The 17,169-nt window shown below is 71.2% G+C and carries 16 protein-coding genes; 10 read left to right on the top strand and 6 right to left on the bottom strand.

From position 1 onward, the window contains the following. Positions 1–25: 25 nt before the first annotated feature. Together KILIM_RS07280 and KILIM_RS07275 are read left to right on the top strand one after the other, a co-directional pair. On the top strand, positions 26–367 hold the full coding sequence (locus tag KILIM_RS07280; protein WP_006592008.1) for an HU family DNA-binding protein: 342 nt from the start codon (positions 26–28) through the stop codon (positions 365–367). A gap of 587 nt (positions 368–954) precedes the next feature. Further along, positions 955–1,518 carry an NADPH-dependent FMN reductase gene (locus KILIM_RS07275; protein WP_006592007.1) on the top strand — a complete coding sequence of 188 codons (564 nt, stop codon included), beginning with the start codon at positions 955–957 and terminating at the stop codon, positions 1,516–1,518. On the opposite strand, the gene KILIM_RS07270 is transcribed toward KILIM_RS07275, so the two are convergent. Further along, a complete protein-coding gene (locus tag KILIM_RS07270; protein WP_006592006.1) occupies positions 1,460–2,068 on the bottom strand; it encodes an NUDIX hydrolase in 609 nt (202 codons plus the stop codon). The genes KILIM_RS07275 and KILIM_RS07270 overlap by 59 nt on opposite strands. Before the next feature lie 55 nt (positions 2,069–2,123). On the opposite strand from KILIM_RS07270, the gene KILIM_RS07265 reads away from it, so the two are divergent. After that, positions 2,124–2,516, top strand: coding sequence for an MmcQ/YjbR family DNA-binding protein (locus tag KILIM_RS07265; protein ID WP_040562565.1), 393 nt, complete (start codon positions 2,124–2,126; stop codon positions 2,514–2,516). A gap of 23 nt (positions 2,517–2,539) precedes the next feature. Here the strand turns inward: KILIM_RS07265 and KILIM_RS07260 are convergent, their stop codons facing one another. After that, positions 2,540–3,820, bottom strand: a complete 1,281-nt coding sequence (locus KILIM_RS07260) for an APC family permease (protein ID WP_006592004.1) — start codon at positions 3,818–3,820, stop codon at positions 2,540–2,542. Between the two features lie 204 nt (positions 3,821–4,024). Here KILIM_RS07260 and KILIM_RS07255 point away from each other — a divergent pair, with 204 nt between their 5' ends. The 5 genes from KILIM_RS07255 to KILIM_RS07235 are packed head-to-tail and all read left to right on the top strand — an operon-like array spanning position 4,025 to position 8,377. After that, positions 4,025–5,581 (top strand): serine hydrolase domain-containing protein, encoded by a 1,557-nt coding sequence (locus KILIM_RS07255; RefSeq protein WP_006592003.1) that lies wholly within the window; start codon positions 4,025–4,027, stop codon positions 5,579–5,581. Between the two features lie 7 nt (positions 5,582–5,588). Then, complete coding sequence (locus tag KILIM_RS07250; RefSeq protein ID WP_006592002.1) at positions 5,589–6,089, top strand: SRPBCC family protein; 501 nt, start codon at positions 5,589–5,591, stop codon at positions 6,087–6,089. Positions 6,090–6,127: 38 nt separating this feature from the next. Further along, on the top strand, positions 6,128–6,523 hold the full coding sequence (locus KILIM_RS07245; RefSeq protein WP_006592001.1) for a DUF2237 family protein: 396 nt from the start codon (positions 6,128–6,130) through the stop codon (positions 6,521–6,523). Positions 6,524–6,559: 36 nt separating this feature from the next. After that, positions 6,560–7,843: an alpha-amylase family protein gene (locus KILIM_RS07240; protein ID WP_006592000.1), complete on the top strand. Its 1,284-nt coding sequence runs from the start codon at positions 6,560–6,562 to the stop codon at positions 7,841–7,843. A gap of 54 nt (positions 7,844–7,897) precedes the next feature. After that, the gene (locus KILIM_RS07235) at positions 7,898–8,377 is read left to right on the top strand and encodes a YbaK/EbsC family protein (protein WP_006591999.1); all 480 of its coding nucleotides are present in this window, start codon (positions 7,898–7,900) and stop codon (positions 8,375–8,377) included. Between the two features lie 107 nt (positions 8,378–8,484). Here KILIM_RS07235 and KILIM_RS07230 read toward each other — a convergent pair whose 3' ends face one another. Both KILIM_RS07230 and KILIM_RS07225 read right to left on the bottom strand, forming a co-directional pair. Then, positions 8,485–9,459 (bottom strand): isoaspartyl peptidase/L-asparaginase family protein, encoded by a 975-nt coding sequence (locus tag KILIM_RS07230; protein WP_006591998.1) that lies wholly within the window; start codon positions 9,457–9,459, stop codon positions 8,485–8,487. 143 nt (positions 9,460–9,602) lie between these two features. Then, a complete protein-coding gene (locus tag KILIM_RS07225) occupies positions 9,603–12,302 on the bottom strand; it encodes an aminotransferase class I/II-fold pyridoxal phosphate-dependent enzyme (protein ID WP_217997072.1) in 2,700 nt (899 codons plus the stop codon). 219 nt (positions 12,303–12,521) lie between these two features. Between KILIM_RS07225 and KILIM_RS07220 the strand changes: the two genes are divergently transcribed. Continuing rightward, positions 12,522–12,974, top strand: coding sequence for a GatB/YqeY domain-containing protein (locus tag KILIM_RS07220; protein ID WP_006591996.1), 453 nt, complete (start codon positions 12,522–12,524; stop codon positions 12,972–12,974). A gap of 81 nt (positions 12,975–13,055) precedes the next feature. On the opposite strand, the gene KILIM_RS07215 is transcribed toward KILIM_RS07220, so the two are convergent. Then, on the bottom strand, positions 13,056–15,080 hold the full coding sequence (locus KILIM_RS07215; protein ID WP_006591995.1) for a cell wall-binding repeat-containing protein: 2,025 nt from the start codon (positions 15,078–15,080) through the stop codon (positions 13,056–13,058). A 265-nt stretch (positions 15,081–15,345) separates the two neighbouring features. Between KILIM_RS07215 and KILIM_RS07210 the strand changes: the two genes are divergently transcribed. Further along, entirely contained in the window at positions 15,346–15,678 is a 333-nt protein-coding gene (locus tag KILIM_RS07210; RefSeq protein ID WP_006591994.1) for a putative quinol monooxygenase, read from the top strand. Positions 15,679–15,860: 182 nt separating this feature from the next. On the opposite strand, the gene KILIM_RS07205 is transcribed toward KILIM_RS07210, so the two are convergent. After that, a partial coding sequence (locus tag KILIM_RS07205) for an HNH endonuclease signature motif containing protein (protein WP_006591993.1) occupies positions 15,861–17,169 on the bottom strand: 1,309 nt, incomplete at its 5' end.

Here is a 17,169-nt window from a genome sequence, read left to right as displayed (position 1 = left end):
GGCGCAACGTGATCGGAGGTGTGCTGTGAACAAGACGGATCTTGTGGATGAGCTGGCACTACGCCTGGGCAGTAAGCGGCAGGCGGAGTTGGCGGTGGAGACGGTCACGGACCTGATCATCCGCTGGGTGGCCGACGGCAAGGATGTTCGTGTCCACGGCTTCGGGGTGTTCGAGCGGGCGAACCGTTCGGCGCGCCGCGGCCGCAATCCGCGAACCAATGCGGACGTGCCGATCCCCCCGGTAGTCGTTCCACGATTCCGGCCGAGCGACACGTTCCGTCACTACGTGGCGGAGCCGGAGTCGCTGCCGCGGGGGCGCCCCGCGGCGCGCCGTAAGCCGTCGGGTGCCATGACGGAGAGCGCCTGACAAAAGAATCGCCCCGGTCTGACGAATTTCTTAGTGGTTCAAGCAATCCCACTAATAGAAAGGACGTCGAGACCGGGGCGTTGTCAGGTCCGGATGCGGCGCGGTCGCAGGTTGTCGGTGCCCGGTGCTCCCGGGTCGTTGCGGGGGCGGGTCGGGTGGGCGCTGTCGGCGAAAGGGCTTGGGGCCCTCGCGCCGGTGGCGGCCCGGCGGCGGTGACGCAGGGGCGGCCGGCCGGGCGTCCGGCGGCCGGCCGCTGACTTCGAACCGGAGGCGGGTGACCCGTCGGCCGGTTGTTGGGCCGGCCGTCCGGGGCCGGCCTGGACTCTTGCCGGCAAGCATCCGAGGGTCTGGTCGCGGTGGCGACATGGCCGCGGGAGGCGCGCAGTGGGTGCTGCGATGTCGCCTTCGGGTTCGGGCGCAGGGCTCCGGAAGTGAGCTGAGGCGCATCGACTTTCGGAAAATCTTGCATGTTGGACGCCCGTCTTGGACGAATATGGTCACAATTCGGTAACGGCCCGCTGGCGACTGACTCCGGGTAGACTCCGCGGTGTCGAGTGACGTGTCACCATCTGAGGAGTTGACGAGTAGTGAAGATCGGCATCATCGAAGGTTCGATCCGCGAAGGCCGCAGCGGCGCCTCCGTGGCCAAGTGGGTGGCGCAGCAGGCGCAGGGCCGCGACGCGGAGTACGTCCTCCTGGTGTTGGCGGACTTCGACGTGCCGCTGCTGACCTCGCCGGTCGTTCCCGGAGCCGCGAAGAAGCAGTACGACTCGCCGCAGGTGCAGGCGTGGAGCGATGCGATCGACTCCTGTGACGGCTTCGTCTTTGTGACCCCCGAGTACAACCACAGCGTGCCCGGCGCCTTCAAGAACGCGTTCGACTCCCTCGGCAACGAGTGGTCGAACAAGTCCGTCGGATTCGTCTCCTACGGTGCCGAGTGCGGAGTGCGGGCCGTCGAGCACTGGCGCCAGATCGTCGCGAACTTCAACATGATCGGCGTGCGCACGCAGGTTTCGCTGAGCACCTTCGCCGAGTTCGACGATGCCCAGTGCACGCCGAACGAGCGCCGCCCAAAGGAGCTGAGCAACCTCTTCAAGGCCGTCGAGGGTCGCGCCGGTCTGCTGGCGCAGGCCCGTCGTCCCAACGGGTGATGTCGCCTGTGTGCAGGCCGAAGGAGCCGCGGCGGTAGTCCGCGACCCACGCCGCCAAGGCGGCGCGCACGGTGCGGAAAGCCAGCTCGTCCCACGGAATCTCGTCGATCGTCACGAGCTGGTTCTCGACGGTCTCCGGGCCCGGCGCCAGGTCGAGATCGAGCAGCCGCGCCCGGTAGAACAGGTGAAGCTGGCCGGCGTGGACGACATCGAACGCCGCGAACAGGTCGCCGATCTCGACGCGCGCCCCCGCCTCCTCCAAGGTCTCGCGGGCGGCGCCGTCGGCCGTCGTCTCGCCGTACTCCAAGAACCCCGCCGGCAGCGTCCAGTAGCCCTTGCGCGGCTCGATATTGCGCAGGCACAACAGGATTCGCGGCTCACCGTCCTCGTGCGCCCAGATCGGGACGGTGCCCACGACGTTGACCGGGTTGATGTAGTCGACGTAGCCGCAGGCCGGGCACACCGCGCGTAGCCGATCCTCCATCGGGGGGATCTGCTGCTGCGTCGCGGTGCCGCACAGACGGCAGAAGCGGATGTCGGGGTACGGCATGGTTCCACTGTGTCACCCAGGCTCGCGTGCGGGTGCGCAGCCCTACGCTGGGCCGATGGCGCACCCCGTGATGTTCGACGATGCCGACCCCGTGCTGGAGCGGGTGCGGCGGCTCGCCCTGGCGCTGCCCGGAGCCGGCGAGAAGGTCAGCCACGGGCGGCCCGCGTTCTTCACGACCAAGGTCTTCGCCTACTACGGCGGATCCGTCAAGGTCGACGGCGAGTACGTGCAGCACCCGCACTGCGTCGTCGTGAAGCCCGAACCCAGCGAGCGCGAGGCCCTGACGCAGGACGATCGCTGCTATGTCCCCGCCTACCTGGGGGCCTCGGGCTGGATCGGTGTCGACCTGACCGACGACACCGACTGGTCGGAGGTCGCCGAGCTGCTCGACGACTCCTACCGGCAGACCGCCCCCGCCCGCCTCGTCGCCGAACTCGACCGCCGCTGATCCCGGTCGAGGCAGGGCGCCGGTCAGCGGTGACGCAGCAGGGCGCGAACACCGAGCCCCGCGGCGATGACGGCCAGGCCGGCGACGACCGAGGCCGCCGGCAGGGTCGCCACGAGCACGACGCAGGCGATCAGCCCGATCGCCTGCACGAGGCGCGGCCAACGACGGTGCGCGTCGTCCTGGGTCCACGCGGCGGCGTTGGCGACCGCGTAGTAGAGCAGCACCCCGACCGAGGAGAACCCGATGGCGTGCCGCAGGTCCGCGACGAGCGTGAGGGCTATGGCCGCCACGGCCACCGCGAGCTGGGCCGTCGCGGGCACGTCGTGCCGCGGGTCGAGCCGCGACAGTCGCGACGGCAGATCGTGGCGGCGGGCCATCGCCAGCATCGTCCGCGAGACCCCGGCGAGCAGCCCGAGCAGGGCCCCCAGGCACGCCACGACGGCGCCGACCCGCACGAGCACCGCCACCGGGCCCAGCCCATGCGCGGTCGCAGCATCTGCCAGCGGCAGCGCGGAGGTCGCCAGCGCCGTCGGCCCGACCGCGACCAGCAGCCCGACGGCCAACACCGCGTACAGCAACACGACCAGTGCCAACGCCCGCGTGATGGCCGCCGGGATGACCCGAGCCGGGTCGCGCACCTCCTCTCCGAGCGTCGCCAACCGCGCGTACCCGGCGAATGCGAAGAACAGCAGCCCCGCCGCCTGCAACACCCCGTAGACCGGTCCGCCGACCAAGCCGCCTGCCGGGTCCACACCAGCGCCCAGGGGGTCGGTCGCCAGCGGCGAGGCGACCAGCACCGCCGCCAACCCGCCGAGCAGGATCGTCAGGGTCACCGCCAGCAGCACCCGGGTCAGCTGCGCGGTCTTGGTGATGCCGCGCAGCAGCACCCAGGTGAGCCCGAGCAGCGCGATCGCCGAGACCACCCGCAGCCACGGGCTCCCCTCCCCGAGCGCGTACACGGCCGCCGTCGTGGCCATCGCCGCGCACGAGGCCGTCTTACCGACGATGAAGCACCATCCGGCCGCGAATCCCCAGCGCTCGCCCAGGCGCTCCCGGCCGTACACGTAGGCGCCGCCGGAGTCGGGGTACTGCGCCGCCAGTTGCGCCGAACTCGTCGCATTGCACCAGGCGACGAGCGCTGCGATGGACAGGGCCGCGAGCAAGCCCGCACCCGACCCGGCGGCCGCCGCGGCCGGGCCGAAGGCGGCGAACACCCCCGCGCCGACCATCGAGCCGAGGCCGAGCACGATCGCATCGCGCAGGCCCAGCCGACGCTGCATCCGTTCGGTCGAGGGGGTATCCATGCTGTCCATCCTTCAAGGAGGAGTGCGGCGAGGCGGCGCCGGCTCAGGCGATCGCGCCCTCGTTCACCGCGTCTTCGGCTACCGTTCCCGGGCCGTTCGTCACCGGCCACGGGCCGGCCACGGCCCGGCTGCGGCCCGGCTGCGGCCCGGCTGCTGTCCGGCGTGGGTCGACCGGCGGGGGCGCTCTCGGCGATGATGCCGAGCATGCTGCCCCGTACGAGCCCCGCGGCCGCCGGTCTGGAGGCCGACCGCTTCGCTGCCGGCCTCGCCGCCCTCGTCGATGCCGCCGCGGCGACCCGCCTCGAACTACACAGCCTCATGGTCGTGCGGCGCGGCCATGTCGTGGCGCAGGGCTGGTGGGAGCCCTACCGGCCGGACGGCATCGCCCTGGTCTACTCCCTCTCCAAGGCGTTGACGACGACCGGCGTCGGCATCGCCGTCGGCGAAGGCCTGCTCGACGTCGACGCCCCGCTGAGCGAGGTGCTGGGCGACCTCATGCCGACGCGCGCCGCGGCCTGGGCGCGCACCGCCCGCGTGCGCGATCTCCTGACGATGGCCTCGGGCCACGCCGTCGATGCGATCGAGGTCATGGCGCGCGCCGCCGACGCGGGCCGCGATCCGCTGCGGGCCTTTCTCGAACTGCCCGCCGAGCACTCGCCCGGCACGCTTTTCACGTACAACCAGGGCTGCACACTGACGCTCGCCGCGGCGCTCGCCCGCGTCACGGGGCAGCGGCTCGTCGACTGGCTGCGTCCGCGCCTGCTGGAACCCCTGGGCATCGAGCACATCGACTGGACCCTGATGGGCGGCGTGCCCGGACCCACGGGTGCTGGGCTGGAGATGGGGTACTCCGGAGCCCATCTGGGCACCGAGGCGATCGCCGCGCTGGGCGAACTGTGGCGCTGCGAGGGCCGCTGGGGTGGGCGGCAGCTGCTGCCCGCCGAGTACGTCGCCGCGGCGAGCGGCGTGCGCATCGCAACCGCGGGGGAGATCGGGGTCGGGATGGACGGGGCCGCGGATTGGGAGCGCGGCTACGGCTACCAGCTGTGGGCCAGCCGCCACGGCTACCGCGGCGACGGCGCCTTCGGGCAGTTCTGCCTCGTGCTGCCGCAGCAGGAGGCGGTCGTGGTGCTCACCGCCCAAACCACCCGCATGCAGGACGAGATCGACCTGGTCTGGCGCCACCTCATCCCCGTCCTCGCCGACCGCCCCCACGACGCCTCCGCGGCCGCCGACGGGGCAACCGTGGCCGACGGGGCAGCGGTGGAGTTGACCGGGTTGCGGTTGCCGCCGCCCGCCGGCGGGTTCACCCCGGGAGCGGGGCTGCTCGACACCGCGCATCCCGTGGGCACCCCGGAGCAGCTGCGGCACGTGCACTCGGTACGACTGACGCGCGGCGGCGGGGTGCTGCTGATGACGTGGCGCGCCGACGGGGCCGACCACAGCACCCGCGTCGGCGTGGGGGAGTGGGTGCGCGGCGAGCTGCCGCACCCGCCCTCGCTGCGCCCGGCGGTGGCGACCGCGGCCGTCGCCGACGCCGACTCCGTGACCGTGAGTGTGATCTACGTCGAGTCCCCGCACTCGCTGACCTTGACGATCACCCGCGACGGCGCGCGAATGCGCTGGCGCACGGCGCCGCTGCGGTGGATTGGCGCGGGCAACCCCGGCGCTGAGCACGGATGCGCGCCGATCACCGATCGGATGCGCCGACCGATCCGCGTAGTCGCCGCCTCCGCCTCCGGGCCGGCTCGGCTGCCATGATGACGCCATGAGCGACGCGTCCAACGAGGCGAACAGCAGCCCGGGCGGCACCGACGAGCAGCGGGTGGTGTTCGCGGAGCGGGTGGTGGCGGCCCCGGCAGCAGCGGTGTTCGAGTTGATCGCCGACCCGGCCCGCCAGCCCGAGTGGGACGGTAACGACAACCTCGCGATCGCGGACGCCGGCCAGCGGGTGCGGGCGGTCGGCGACGTGTTCACGGTGACGCTGACCCACGACGCCGGGCCGCGCGAGAACCACGTCGCGGAGTTCGCCGAGGGCCGGCTCATCGCTTGGCGCCCCAGCCCGGTGGGGGCACCCAAGCCGGGCCACCTGTGGCGTTGGGAGCTCGACCCCGTCGACGAGGGCCACACCCGAGTGCGGCACACCTACGACTGGACCGAGCTCACCGACGAGACCCGGCTGCCCCGGGCCCGCCGCACCGGCGCCGACCAGCTGCTGGCCTCCATCGACCGGCTCGCCGCGCTCGCCGAGGGGACACCCGCTCCGTAGCCCTGCCGACGGGGCTCACCCGCGGGTAGGTTGGCGCCATGACGGGGCAGCGCAACGTGATTGGTGGCCCGCTGGAGCAGTGCGGCACCGATCCGGTGACCGGCTTCTACCGCGACGGCTCCTGCACCTGGGGTCCGGAGGACTACGGCCTGCACACGATCTGCGTCGTGGCGACCGCGGACTTTCTCGAGCATCAGTACGCCCTCGGCAACGACCTGGTGACCCCGCGCCCCCAATGGCACTTTCCCGGCCTGCAGCCCGGGGATCGGTGGTGCGTCGTCGCGGCCCGGTGGCTGCAGTCCCACGAGGCCGGGCGCGCGGCGCCGGTCGTATTGAGTGCCACCAACGAGGCCAGCCTGCAGCTCGTCCCGCTCGAGGTGCTGCGGCACTACGCGGTCGACGTCGCGGATGACGTGAGCGGCCTGGCCCCCTGACGGCCACGACGGCCCGGCTCGGGGCAGGATGGGGCGATGGACTGGGCCGAACACGCGATCTGCTGGCACGTTTATCCGCTGGGCTTTCTCGGCGCGCCGATCCACGACATCCCCGCCGACTTCGCGCCGCAGCGACGGTTGCGCGACCTCGTTCCCTGGCTGGACGACGCGATCGAACTGGGCGCCAGCGCGCTGCTCCTGGGCCCGATCTTCGCCTCGGCGAGCCACGGCTACGACACCGTCGACTACTTCCGCATCGACCCGCGCCTGGGTGACGAGCAGGACTTCGACATTCTCGTCCGCGAGTGCCACCAACGGGGGCTGCGGGTGATCCTCGACGGCGTCTTCAACCACGTCGGTTCGGACCACCCGCGGTACCGGCAGGCGCTCGAGCAGGGCCCGCACAGCGACGCGGCGAGCTGGTTTCGCATCGACTTCAACGCCCCGGGCGGCCCGGCGGCGGAGGTGTTCGAGGGGCATGGCGCGCTGATCAATCTCGACCACGACTCCCCGGCGGTCGTCGAGCTGGTCGCCGACGTGATGAACCACTGGTGCGAGCGCGGCGCCGACGGCTGGCGGCTCGACGCGGCCTATGCGGTGCGGCCGGAGTTCTGGGCGCAGGTGCTGCCGGGCGTTCGCGAGGCGCACCCCGAGATCTTCGTCTTCGGTGAGGTGATCCACGGCGACTACGTCGAGCTCGTGGAGCGCAGCGGGTGGGATTCGCTGACCCAGTACGAGCTGTGGAAGGCGATCTGGTCGAGTCTCAAGGACGTCAACTTCTTCGAGCTGGCGCACGCGCTGCGCCGCCACCAGGAGTTCTGCGCGCAGTTCGCGCCGGTCACCTTCATCGGCAATCACGACGTGACGCGCATCGCGGCGCAGGTGGGGCCGGAGCGGGCCGTGCTGGCCGCGGTGATCCTCATGACGGTGCCGGGCACCCCGTGCGTGTACTACGGCGACGAGTACGCGGCGACGGCGGTCAAGGAGGAGCGGGCCGGGGGTGACGACGCCGTGCGCCCGGAGTTCCCGTCTACGCCAGGGGAACTCGACAACGTGACGTGGCTGGCCGACGGACGCTGGATGCTCGACGTGCACCGCGCCTTGATCTCCGTTCGCCGTCGGCACCCGTGGCTGCACCGCGGGGTCGTGCAGATCGGTGACCTGACCAACGAGGGGCTCAGCTACGAGGTGAGCCCGCCGGAAGGCTCCGACGCCGACGGGGCGCGGCTGCGCGTCACCCTCGACAACGAGGCACCGAGCGCGCGGATCGTTGCGGTCACCGGCGACGGCGACGAGTTGCTCTTCGAGTACCACGGCTGAACGGGGCGACGTGAGGCGCGACGATATTTTGGCGAGCGAGATGGGCCAGACGAGATGACCGAGGTGGAGGCCGCGCCCGCCCTGGCGGCGGTGCGGGCCGTACTCGAGCGGCACGGGTTGGTGGACCGGGTGCGGGTGTTCGACGTCGAATTGCCGACGGCGGCGGCCGCGGCGCAGCACCTGGGCTGTGAGGTGGGTGCGATCGCCAACAGCCTCGTCTTTCGCGCCGGGGACGAGCCGGTGCTCGTGCTGGCCAGCGGCGCGCATCGCGTCGACGTGGCGCGCGCCGGCGCCCTGTTCGGGGTGGAGCGGCTGCGGCGGGCGGACGCCGACCTCGTGCTGGCGGCCACCGGCCAGCAGGTCGGTGGCTGCGCCCCGGTGGGTCACCCGGCGCCGCTGCGGACCGTCATCGACGCGGATCTGGCCGGCCACGAGCGGCTGTGGGCCGGCGCCGGCATCAAGCCGGCCATGTTCTGGGCCACGTTCGACGAGTTGGTGGCCCTCACCGGGGCTCCCGTCGCCGCCATCGCCTGAGCTGGCGAAACCTGAGCCCGGATTACAGTGTTCGCTTTTGCACGGTCAGGGATGCAAAAGCGAACACTGTAATCAGCAGACCGTGTCACACGAGGGTCAGATGAGCATCAGATGAGGGCCGTGGGGCCGCGGGCGTCGAGGTAGCCGCGGTACATCTGCTCGGAGTTGTAGGCCAGCACGACGTCGCCGGCGGGGGTCACGCTGATCGCGCCGCCGTCGGCCCCGCGGGCGGCGATGAGCTCGGTCAGCGCGGCCGCGAGGGCCTCGTCCAGGGGCCACCCGCCGTAGCGCATCCGGGCGAAGACGTCGTGCGCGAAGGCGCCCCGCACGAAGAACTCACCGGTGCCCGTGGCGGAGATGGCGAGCGTCGCGTCGTCGGCGAAGGTCCCCGCGCCGGGCAGCGGGCTGTCGCCGATGCGCCCGACCAGCTGGCCGGTCAGGCCGCCCGTCGAGGTGGCCGCCGCGACCCGCCCATCCCGATCGCGGGCGACCGCGCCGACGGTCCCGTGCGCCTCGCTCTCCGATCCCCTGGGTTCCCGCGATCCCGCGCGGTCGGCCAACGCGGTGAGCGCCCGCTGCGTGACGAACTCAGCCGGGTCGGCCACGGCGCAGCCCCACTCACGCAGCCGCCGCGGGTCGGGGTCGGCGAGCAGCACGTGCCGGGTGTGCGCCATGACGGCGCGGGCCGCCAGGATCGGGTTGCGCGCGTACCTGGCGACGGCGACAGCGCCGGCGCAGCCGTCTCCGGTCATGAGGCAGGCGTCGAGTTCGGCGGTGCCGGCCTGGGTCAGCGCGGCTCCGACTCCGGCGTTGAACAGCTCGCAGTCCTCGAGCTGCACGACGGCGGCGCACACGGCGTCGGCCGCGCTCCCGCCGGCCTGCAGCACCTCTTCTCCGGCGGACAGCGACCGCTTCAGCCCGGCTTCGTGTTCGCTGCGGTCCGGCTCGTCCGTGTGTCGGCCCCGCGGCCCGGCGCCGCCGTGCACGGCCAGCGCATACGGTCCCCATGCGGGCACCCGCAGCAACACCGGCTCCCGCCCGCGTCGGCCCCCGTCTCGCCCCAGCGGTGTCGGATCGGTCATGCGCCACTCCTCCTCATGTCGCTGTTGCCTTCACCCCACCACATCGCCGGGACGGCGGCACGCCGGTGAGCCCCTGGCGGACCGGTGCCACGCGTTGGCCGGGACGCCGCGTCGCTCGGGCGAGTCGGCTGTCGGGCAGAGGGTCAGGCTTCGACGGCCGGCTCCCACGGGCGCGGCCCGGCATGGTCGAAGCGGGCCAGCGCGTCTTCGGTGAAGACCGAGAGCCCGAGATTCGGCCGGTAACCGTGGATCTCGTGCACGTCGAGGCCGATGAGAAAGTCGACGATCTCGGCGGAGAGCACCTGCCCGGGGACGAGCACCGGGAAGCCCGGCGGGTATGGAACGACGAAGGTGGCCGACACGAGCCGGCGCCCGTCGCGGATCCGCAGGGCGGCCTCGGACAGCGGCACGTACTCGCGGTCGGTCTCGGAGTAGCCGGCGTAGAACGCGCGGCGGATGTCGCCGTCGCGGGCACCCTTGCGGGGCTGGAACGCGGGGTCGAAGGCGCTGAAGTCGGGCAGGGCGGGCAGATTGTGGGTGAGCCGTTCGACGCGGCGCTCCATGAGCACGAGTTCGGCGCGGCTGGCGGCCTGCTGGTCGCGTTCGAGCTCCTCGCAGATGCGACGCAGCGCGTCGAGCAGGAAGTGCACGCTGGACCAGGTGACCCCGATCGTGAAGATCAGCAGCACGGAGTTGATCGAGGTTTTGTTGATCTGGATGCCGAACCGGCCCATCAGTACCGACTCGCGGAAGTCGTAGCCGTTGAGGCCGGTGCGCCCGATGTCGAGGGTCACGCGGGTGGGGTCGAGCACGAACTCGTCGTGTTGCAGCGCCTCGTTCCAGCGGCCGATCTGGTTGGCGTGGCGTTGCCGGCCGCCCTGCATCGAGGCGCGAAACTCGCTCGGCACGAGCGAGCTTTCGGTGACGATGCCGAACCACTTGCTGATGAGCGGGTCGGCGGTGACTCGCTGGCGGAACGCCAGCGCCATCTTGTAGGCGCGGCGCACCATGAGGAAGCCCTCGATGTCGACCTGCCGGCGGGCCAGGTCGAGGGAGGCGAGCAGCTGCTGGTTGGGCGAGGTCGAGGTGTGCGTCAGGAAGGCCTCGCCGAACGGCTCGGCGGCCAGCCGGTTGTAGTCCTCGTCGCGGATGTGGATCATCGACGCCTGCCGCAGCGCCGACAAAGACTTGTGTGTGGAATGGGTGGCGTACACCCGCACCCGGGCGGCGTCGGGGTCGGGCAGCAGCCGGTGATTCACCCACTCCTCGCGGGGGATGTCGGCCATCGCCTCCCGCCACAGCCGGTACTCCCGCCGGTAGCCAGCGGAATGGAGTCGTTCGGAGAGCTTCTGGGCGGCGACCATGGCGGTGCGCTGCCGCATCCACGGCACGGCGACGGCGTAGGCGAACCAGGCCTCGTCCCACAGGAAGCAGATGTCCGGCTTGATCGCCAACACCTCCTCCATGACGCGCAGGGGGTTGTAGACGACCCCGTCGAAGGTGCAGTTGGTCAGCAGCACCATCCGCACCTTGTCGAGGCGACCCTCGGCCTCCAGGTCGAGCAGGGCCTGTTTGATCTTGGCCAGCGGCACCGCGCCGTAGATGGCGTAGTCGGGCAGCGGGTAGGCGTCGAGGTAGACCGGTTGGGCGCCGGCGAGCACGAGCCCGTAGTGGTGGCTCTTGTGGCAGTTGCGGTCGATGAGCACGATGTCGCCGGGCCGGGTCAGGGACTGCACGACGATCTTGTTGGCGGTCGAGGTGCCGTTGGTCACGAAGAACGTGGCGTCGGAGTTCCACGTTTCGGAGGCCTTGTCCATCGCCTCCTTGAGGGTGCCGTGCGGGGCGAGCAGCGAATCCAGGCCCCCGGAGGTCGAGGAGGTCTCGGCCATGAAGATGTTGCGGCCGTAGAACTGGCCCATGTCGCGCAGGGTGCGGGAGTTGAAGATGCTCGCGCCGCGCGCCACGGGCAGGGCGTGGAACTGGCCGACGGGGGATTTGGCGTAGGCGCGCAGGGCGTCGAAGAACGGTGCTCGGTAGCGCTCGAGGATGCCGGCGAGCACGGTGGAGTTCAGGTCGGTGACGTCGTTGAGCCGGTAGAAGGTGCGGTCGTAGAGGTCGGTGGCCTCCTGGTCGCTGACGACGAACGACTCGTCGGTCAGCAGGTACAGGTCGATGCGGGGCCGCAGCTCGCGGATCCACTGGCCGCACTCGATCCAGTCGTAGGTGCGGTCGGTGCGGACCTTCATCGACTCGACGCCGAGCAGGGTGGTCATGATCGGCAGGCGGTCGCGAGAGCGCAGCGGCAGGTCGTGCCGGATGATCGCGGCCTGAATCTCCCCGTTGAGGGCAACGGCGGTGATCGCGTCTTCGACGCTGGGCACGACGAGGATCTCGTACAGCGTGGCGTCCTCGGGGCGGCGCAGCTTGCGCAGCGCCCCGGCCAGACCCTCGGGGGCGGTGACGGGGGAGTCGTCGGCGAGCAGCACGGTGAAGAACTGCTGGTTGGCGGCGCGGGCGACGAGCTCCTGCTCCTCGAGGTTGCCGTCGGTGTCGAACAGGGCTGCGCGGTCACCGTATTCGGCGAGGAGGCGCACGGCCAGGGAGGTCTTGGCCGACAGCCAGGCGGTGTCCATGGTGCGCAGCAGGGCGCGCAACTCGGACAGGCCCTTGGTGCCGGGGTAGAGCCAAAAGCGTTCGTAGGCGGCGAGGCGGTCCATGAGCCGCGTGACGCGGGCCTTCTCCGTGGTGACGTCGAGCCCGGCGCGGTGCACGGCGGCGAGCTGCTGGGTGGCGTCGTCGAGCAGGTGCCAGTTGTCGAGGCGCTGGGAGGAGGGGTTGGCCATGGCAGCCAGTGCGGAGACCCGCATTCGGCGCGGACGGTCGGGGTGGATGGCAATCGTTTGGTCCTCTCGCCGGGGTCCGCATGCGGTGGTTGTCCGACCTTAGCGACCACATCGCGCCTGGCCGTGGGTGCGCGATGGTCCAGAAACCCAGGTTTTACACGCACGGGCGTGGCGGCAAACCGTTCGAAGCGGGGACGCCGAGGGTGTGAGGATGGGGGCATGAGCCTCAAGGAGACGATCCAAGCCGACCTGCACACCTCCATGCGCGAGCGCGAGCAGGTACGTTCGGCGACCCTGCGGATGGTGCTGGCGGCGATCCAGACGGCGCAGGTGGCGGGCAAGACGGCGCACGAGCTCAGCGACGAGGAGGTGCTCAAGGTGCTGGCCAAAGAGGCCAAGAAGCGCAAGGAGTCGGCGGCCACCTACACCGATGCCGGCCGCCAAGAGCTGGCCGACCGGGAGAATGCGGAGCTGGTGTTCATCGAGGCCTACCTGCCGGCGCAGCTCACCGACGAGGAGCTGGCGCAGATCGTCGCCGACGCCGTCGCCGAGACCGGCGCGACCAGCATGAAGCAGATGGGTCAGGTCGTGAAGGCCGCCCAGGTCACCGTGGCCGGCCGAGCCGAGGGGGGCCGCGTAGCCGCGGCGGTCAAGGCGGCCCTGACGAACTGAGCGGGTACAGCCGCGCATGGCATCTAGGCGCTTGTCCATCAGCCGGACCCGTCGGTCCTCATCGTGTTCGCGCTGCTCTGTTCACGGCGACCGGATGCCCAGCGGGGTCACCCACGTCCGCCGGGTGTGGGTGGTGCCGTCGCCGGTGTTCCGTCCCCGACAGGCGAGGGCTCCGCTGTCCAGAACGACGCAGCCGTCCGAGGTGGCCACCACGCGACCGGGCCCCGCGGCACGGCGATGCTCGAGCGCTCCAACCATGTCTAGACAGGTTTGCGTGCCGTCCGGATGAAGGGCGCATCCCTCGCCCTCGGTGAGTCCTTCGGCGTTCGTGGCCCAGGGCGCCGACGCCGGTCGGGACGTCGCGAAGGGGGACTCGGCGACACTGAGGACCTCACCGGCGGAGGTGCGCACAGTGAGTCGGTCGTCCCCGCCGAGACTGATGTCGGTAACGTCCGCGGGCAGGCCGGCGATCGTGGTCGGCGCGTGCACGGTGAGCCCGGCGCCGGGATCCGGGGGGAGCTCAGCGCCCCAACACGTGACGACTCCGGCGCGACTGAGGGCGCACGCCGCGCGCAGGCTCATCGTGATCTTCACGGCGTCGCCCACCGCGGGGACGAGGGTGGGCGCTTGCTTGCGGCCGTCATTCGGCTCCCTGGTGCCGGTGCCGAGCTGACCGGCCCCGTTGCTGCCCCAGCACCACACGCGACCGTGAGCAGTGACCGCACAGGCGGTGTCGAAGGCGATGGCCACATCGACAACATCGGCGAGGCCTGGGACGGGTGTGAAGGCGCCTGGTCGATCGTTGACGGGCGCCGGGAGGCACTCCAGAGCGCGTGCGTGCGTGATCCCGCAGACTGACATGGTTGAGGACGTCGACCTGCCTGTGCTTGTCAGCGACACGAACCGCCCGCGCACGGAGGGCACGTCGCGGGGGGCCAGGATCAGCCGGTTGGCGCCGGGTACGCCCTCGCCCCAGCACAGGACTGCGCCGTCGTCCGCGAGCGCACACGAGGTGAAGGCCGACGTTGCGATGTCCGATACCGCCACCGTCGGCCGTGTCGTCGTGCCGGCGCGTGCCTGCTGCAGTATCTGGTCGCAGACGAGCCGATCGGAGCCGAGCGCGACGATGCGGTCCGGTTGCAGGCGAGTGATCTCCGTTGCGACTTCGCGGGGCAGCGCGCAGGGCGGAACCAGCAGGACCGGTCCGTCGGTCAGTCCGGTGGCGGCCGCTGCGTCCGGCCCGGCGTCGCCGCCGGCGAGGTAGACGGTGGCGGCCCCGTCGGAGAACGCCCGGCGGGACAGGAGCGCGGATGTGGCGTACCGATCGGCCCCGGCGATCCGATCGGGCTGCGCGGCGACCGGCGCGCCCAGGAGTCGGGCGAAGGAGGCGACTCGTGCATCGGATAGTGCACCCGGCCCACCGATGACGGCTGGGGCCGTGTGGAATCGGTAGCGCTGGCACGCGTCGGAGGACGTGGGGCGGGGCATTCGTCCGGTCGGCGGGAGCAGCACGGCCGGGGCCACCATGGGAGCGGCCGTGGCGGCCTGAAGCGCGACGGCCGCCGCGGTTACCGGGGTCGACGGGGTGACGGTCAGCCCATGGACCTCGTAGCCGGTGCAGTCGTCGCCAGTGCCGGAGGATGCCGCCATGGCGGCGCGATCGAAACTGAGCTGCACCGGGTCGTCGACGCCCTCTCGCGAGAAGCTGCCGCTGCCGATGAGTTGGCGCACGCGGGCGGTCGGCAGCGCGCGGGTCGAGCCGACGACCTTGGCGTACGGCATCGACAGACTCTGGAAGGCCGCACGGACATCCTCGGGCACGGGGCCGCTCGGCGGCAGGTAGAGCACCGGCGTCGCGTCCCCGGCGGTCGCGACGGCGTCCAGCGGCCGGTCGCCCCGGACGATGCGCACTTGCGTCGGCGCCATTCGCCCCGCCCGCGTCGCGATGGCCGCCGCGGTCTCGTACCGCGACGCGCCGGCGAGGCGTTCCGTGGCCGGTCGATTGTCGGCAGCAGCCGGCTCTGCTCTGCCCTCGGCAGGCGCGAGCACCGCCAGCGAGCCCACCAGCAGAGCAGTGACGAGTGTCGCGAATCCCTTGCGTCCCATTGTTCTTCCCTCTGCGCATCCCCACCTCCAGTGGATCACGGAGGTTGCCGGGAAGCGATCATTGACGCCTTCGCTCACACCCCGTACCTGTCAGTTATCGACAGAACGTCTCGCCCGAGTGGCTCACGGGATTCGTTCCGAGTCGGGTGCCGCGTGGGCGGGCAACTAGCATGTGGCGCGCTGCGAGGTGAATGTCGCCAGCGGCACCCGTGCGGCCGAACCCACTCACGTGCCTTGCGGCGCGGTCCGACTTTAGGAGAAGCCCGTGATCCTCATCATCGTCAAGTTCCCGATCCGCTCCGACCGCATGGAGCAGTGGCGCGAACTGTCCGACTACTACGCGACGTCCGTCAACGCCGAGCCCGGATGTGAGTTCTTCGAGTTCTCCGAGAGTGTCCTGGAGCCCGGCACGTTCGTGTGCATCGAAGGCTTCCGCGACGACGCTGCCGGCAAGGAGCACATGGCCCAGCAGCACGTCGAGCGCTTCATGAGCGAGATGCCTGACATCGTCGCGGCCCAGCCGCAGATCATCTACGTCGACGCCGAGGAGGTCACCGGCTTCGCCCCGATGGGCGAGATCCAGCCGCGGACCAGCTAGTACGTGTCTCCTTGTTCCTGCTTGCCGGAGTCTTGGCAGGTGGGGCCGGCCGCGGTGAGGATGCGGCCGGGGACGCCGCTGAGGGATGTCGCTGAGGGATGTCGCTGAGGGGCGTCGCTGTGGAGGATGCCGTCGGCAGGCGCTCGCGAGGCGCGGGGCGCCCTGGGTGTTCGCCGCGCTCGCTACTGGGTGGTGATGGTGCGTCGGGCGCTGTTCAGCCTCTTGCGTTCGGGCGGCTGGGCCTGGGTGCGGCCTTCGCCCCCAAGCTGGAGGGACGGCCCGTCCGTCGTCGTGGCCGTGGCAGCCGTCGTCGACCCTGTCGTGGTTGGCGAGGTGTCGTTGTGGCGTGGGTGGTTGCCGATGGGGGTGCCGTCGGCGCGCGTCCAGACGACCCCGTTGGGGGTGACCTTTCCGATGTGGCCGTGGCGATGGATGACGGTGTGGTGTGAACGGCAAACGCAGGCCATGTTCCAGTCCGTCGTCGGTCCGCCGTTGGCCCAGTGGATGAGGTGGTGTTTGTCGGTCCAGGCCGCCGGTATTCGACACCCCGGGTATGTGCAGGTTTTGTCGCGCAGCTCAAGTGCGGTCACGAGCCCCGGTTTGGCGAGCCGGTGGGCGTGGCCGAGGTCGAGGAGTTCGCTGCGGGTGCCGAGGACGGCCGGGATGATCTGTGCGTCGCAGGCCAGCATCCGTACGTCGGCGGGCGAGAGGACCTGCCCGAACCGGGTGGTGCCACAGCCGGCGACGCTGGAGCGGATGGTGTGGTGCCCGATTGCGCCGGCGTCGAGCACGCCGTCGCTGGAGCGGATGGCGTGGTGTCCGAGGTCGCCGGAGCTGAGCACGCCGACGCTGCGGGCGGCCCGCGTGCCTTGGTCGCAGCACTGATCGTGGCCGTTAGTACCGGCGTGACCGCTAGTACCGGCGGGGCCGTTGCCTCTGTCGCAGGTGGCGGGCGTGTCGCTGTCGGTGGCTGTCGCGGCGAAGGCGCCGGCGTGGGGGCCGGCCGTGGCCTCCGCCTCGGCCGGGAACAACCCGAGCTGTTCGGCCAGACTCGTCCTGCGCAGGCCCCCGACCAGGTCGGCAAGGGGGATGGTCACGATGATGCGGGCGGCGGAGCCGGACCCGCGGACGGTCTTGTCCGGGTTCGTGGCGTGCGTGGCCATCGTCACCAGCGCATCCAGGCGCCGAGTGCCGGGCGTGCGGGGGTCGTGCTCGCCGGTGTCCGGATCGACGTGCGGCTTGGACAGGGCGTGGAGGGCGGCGCTGAACACGGCCTCGTTGACGGGGTCCATGACGATCTTGGACTCGTACATCCCGGTCTTGGAGTTCAAGCTCAGCGCGGACATGGTCCGGTTGGCGCGTTTCTGTTCGTGCTCGTCCTCGAGGGTGGTTTGGGTGCCGTATTGGGAGAGCAGCACGTCCTCGAACTCCGCAATGTTCTTCCGGGTGGCGCCCTCGCCGAGCCAGCCGATGAGCTGGTCAAGGACGGTG

The organism is Kineosphaera limosa NBRC 100340 (assembly GCF_000298215.1).
GTDB classification, from domain to species: domain Bacteria; phylum Actinomycetota; class Actinomycetes; order Actinomycetales; family Dermatophilaceae; genus Kineosphaera; species Kineosphaera limosa.
This window is presented reverse-complemented; position numbering and strand designations above follow the sequence as displayed.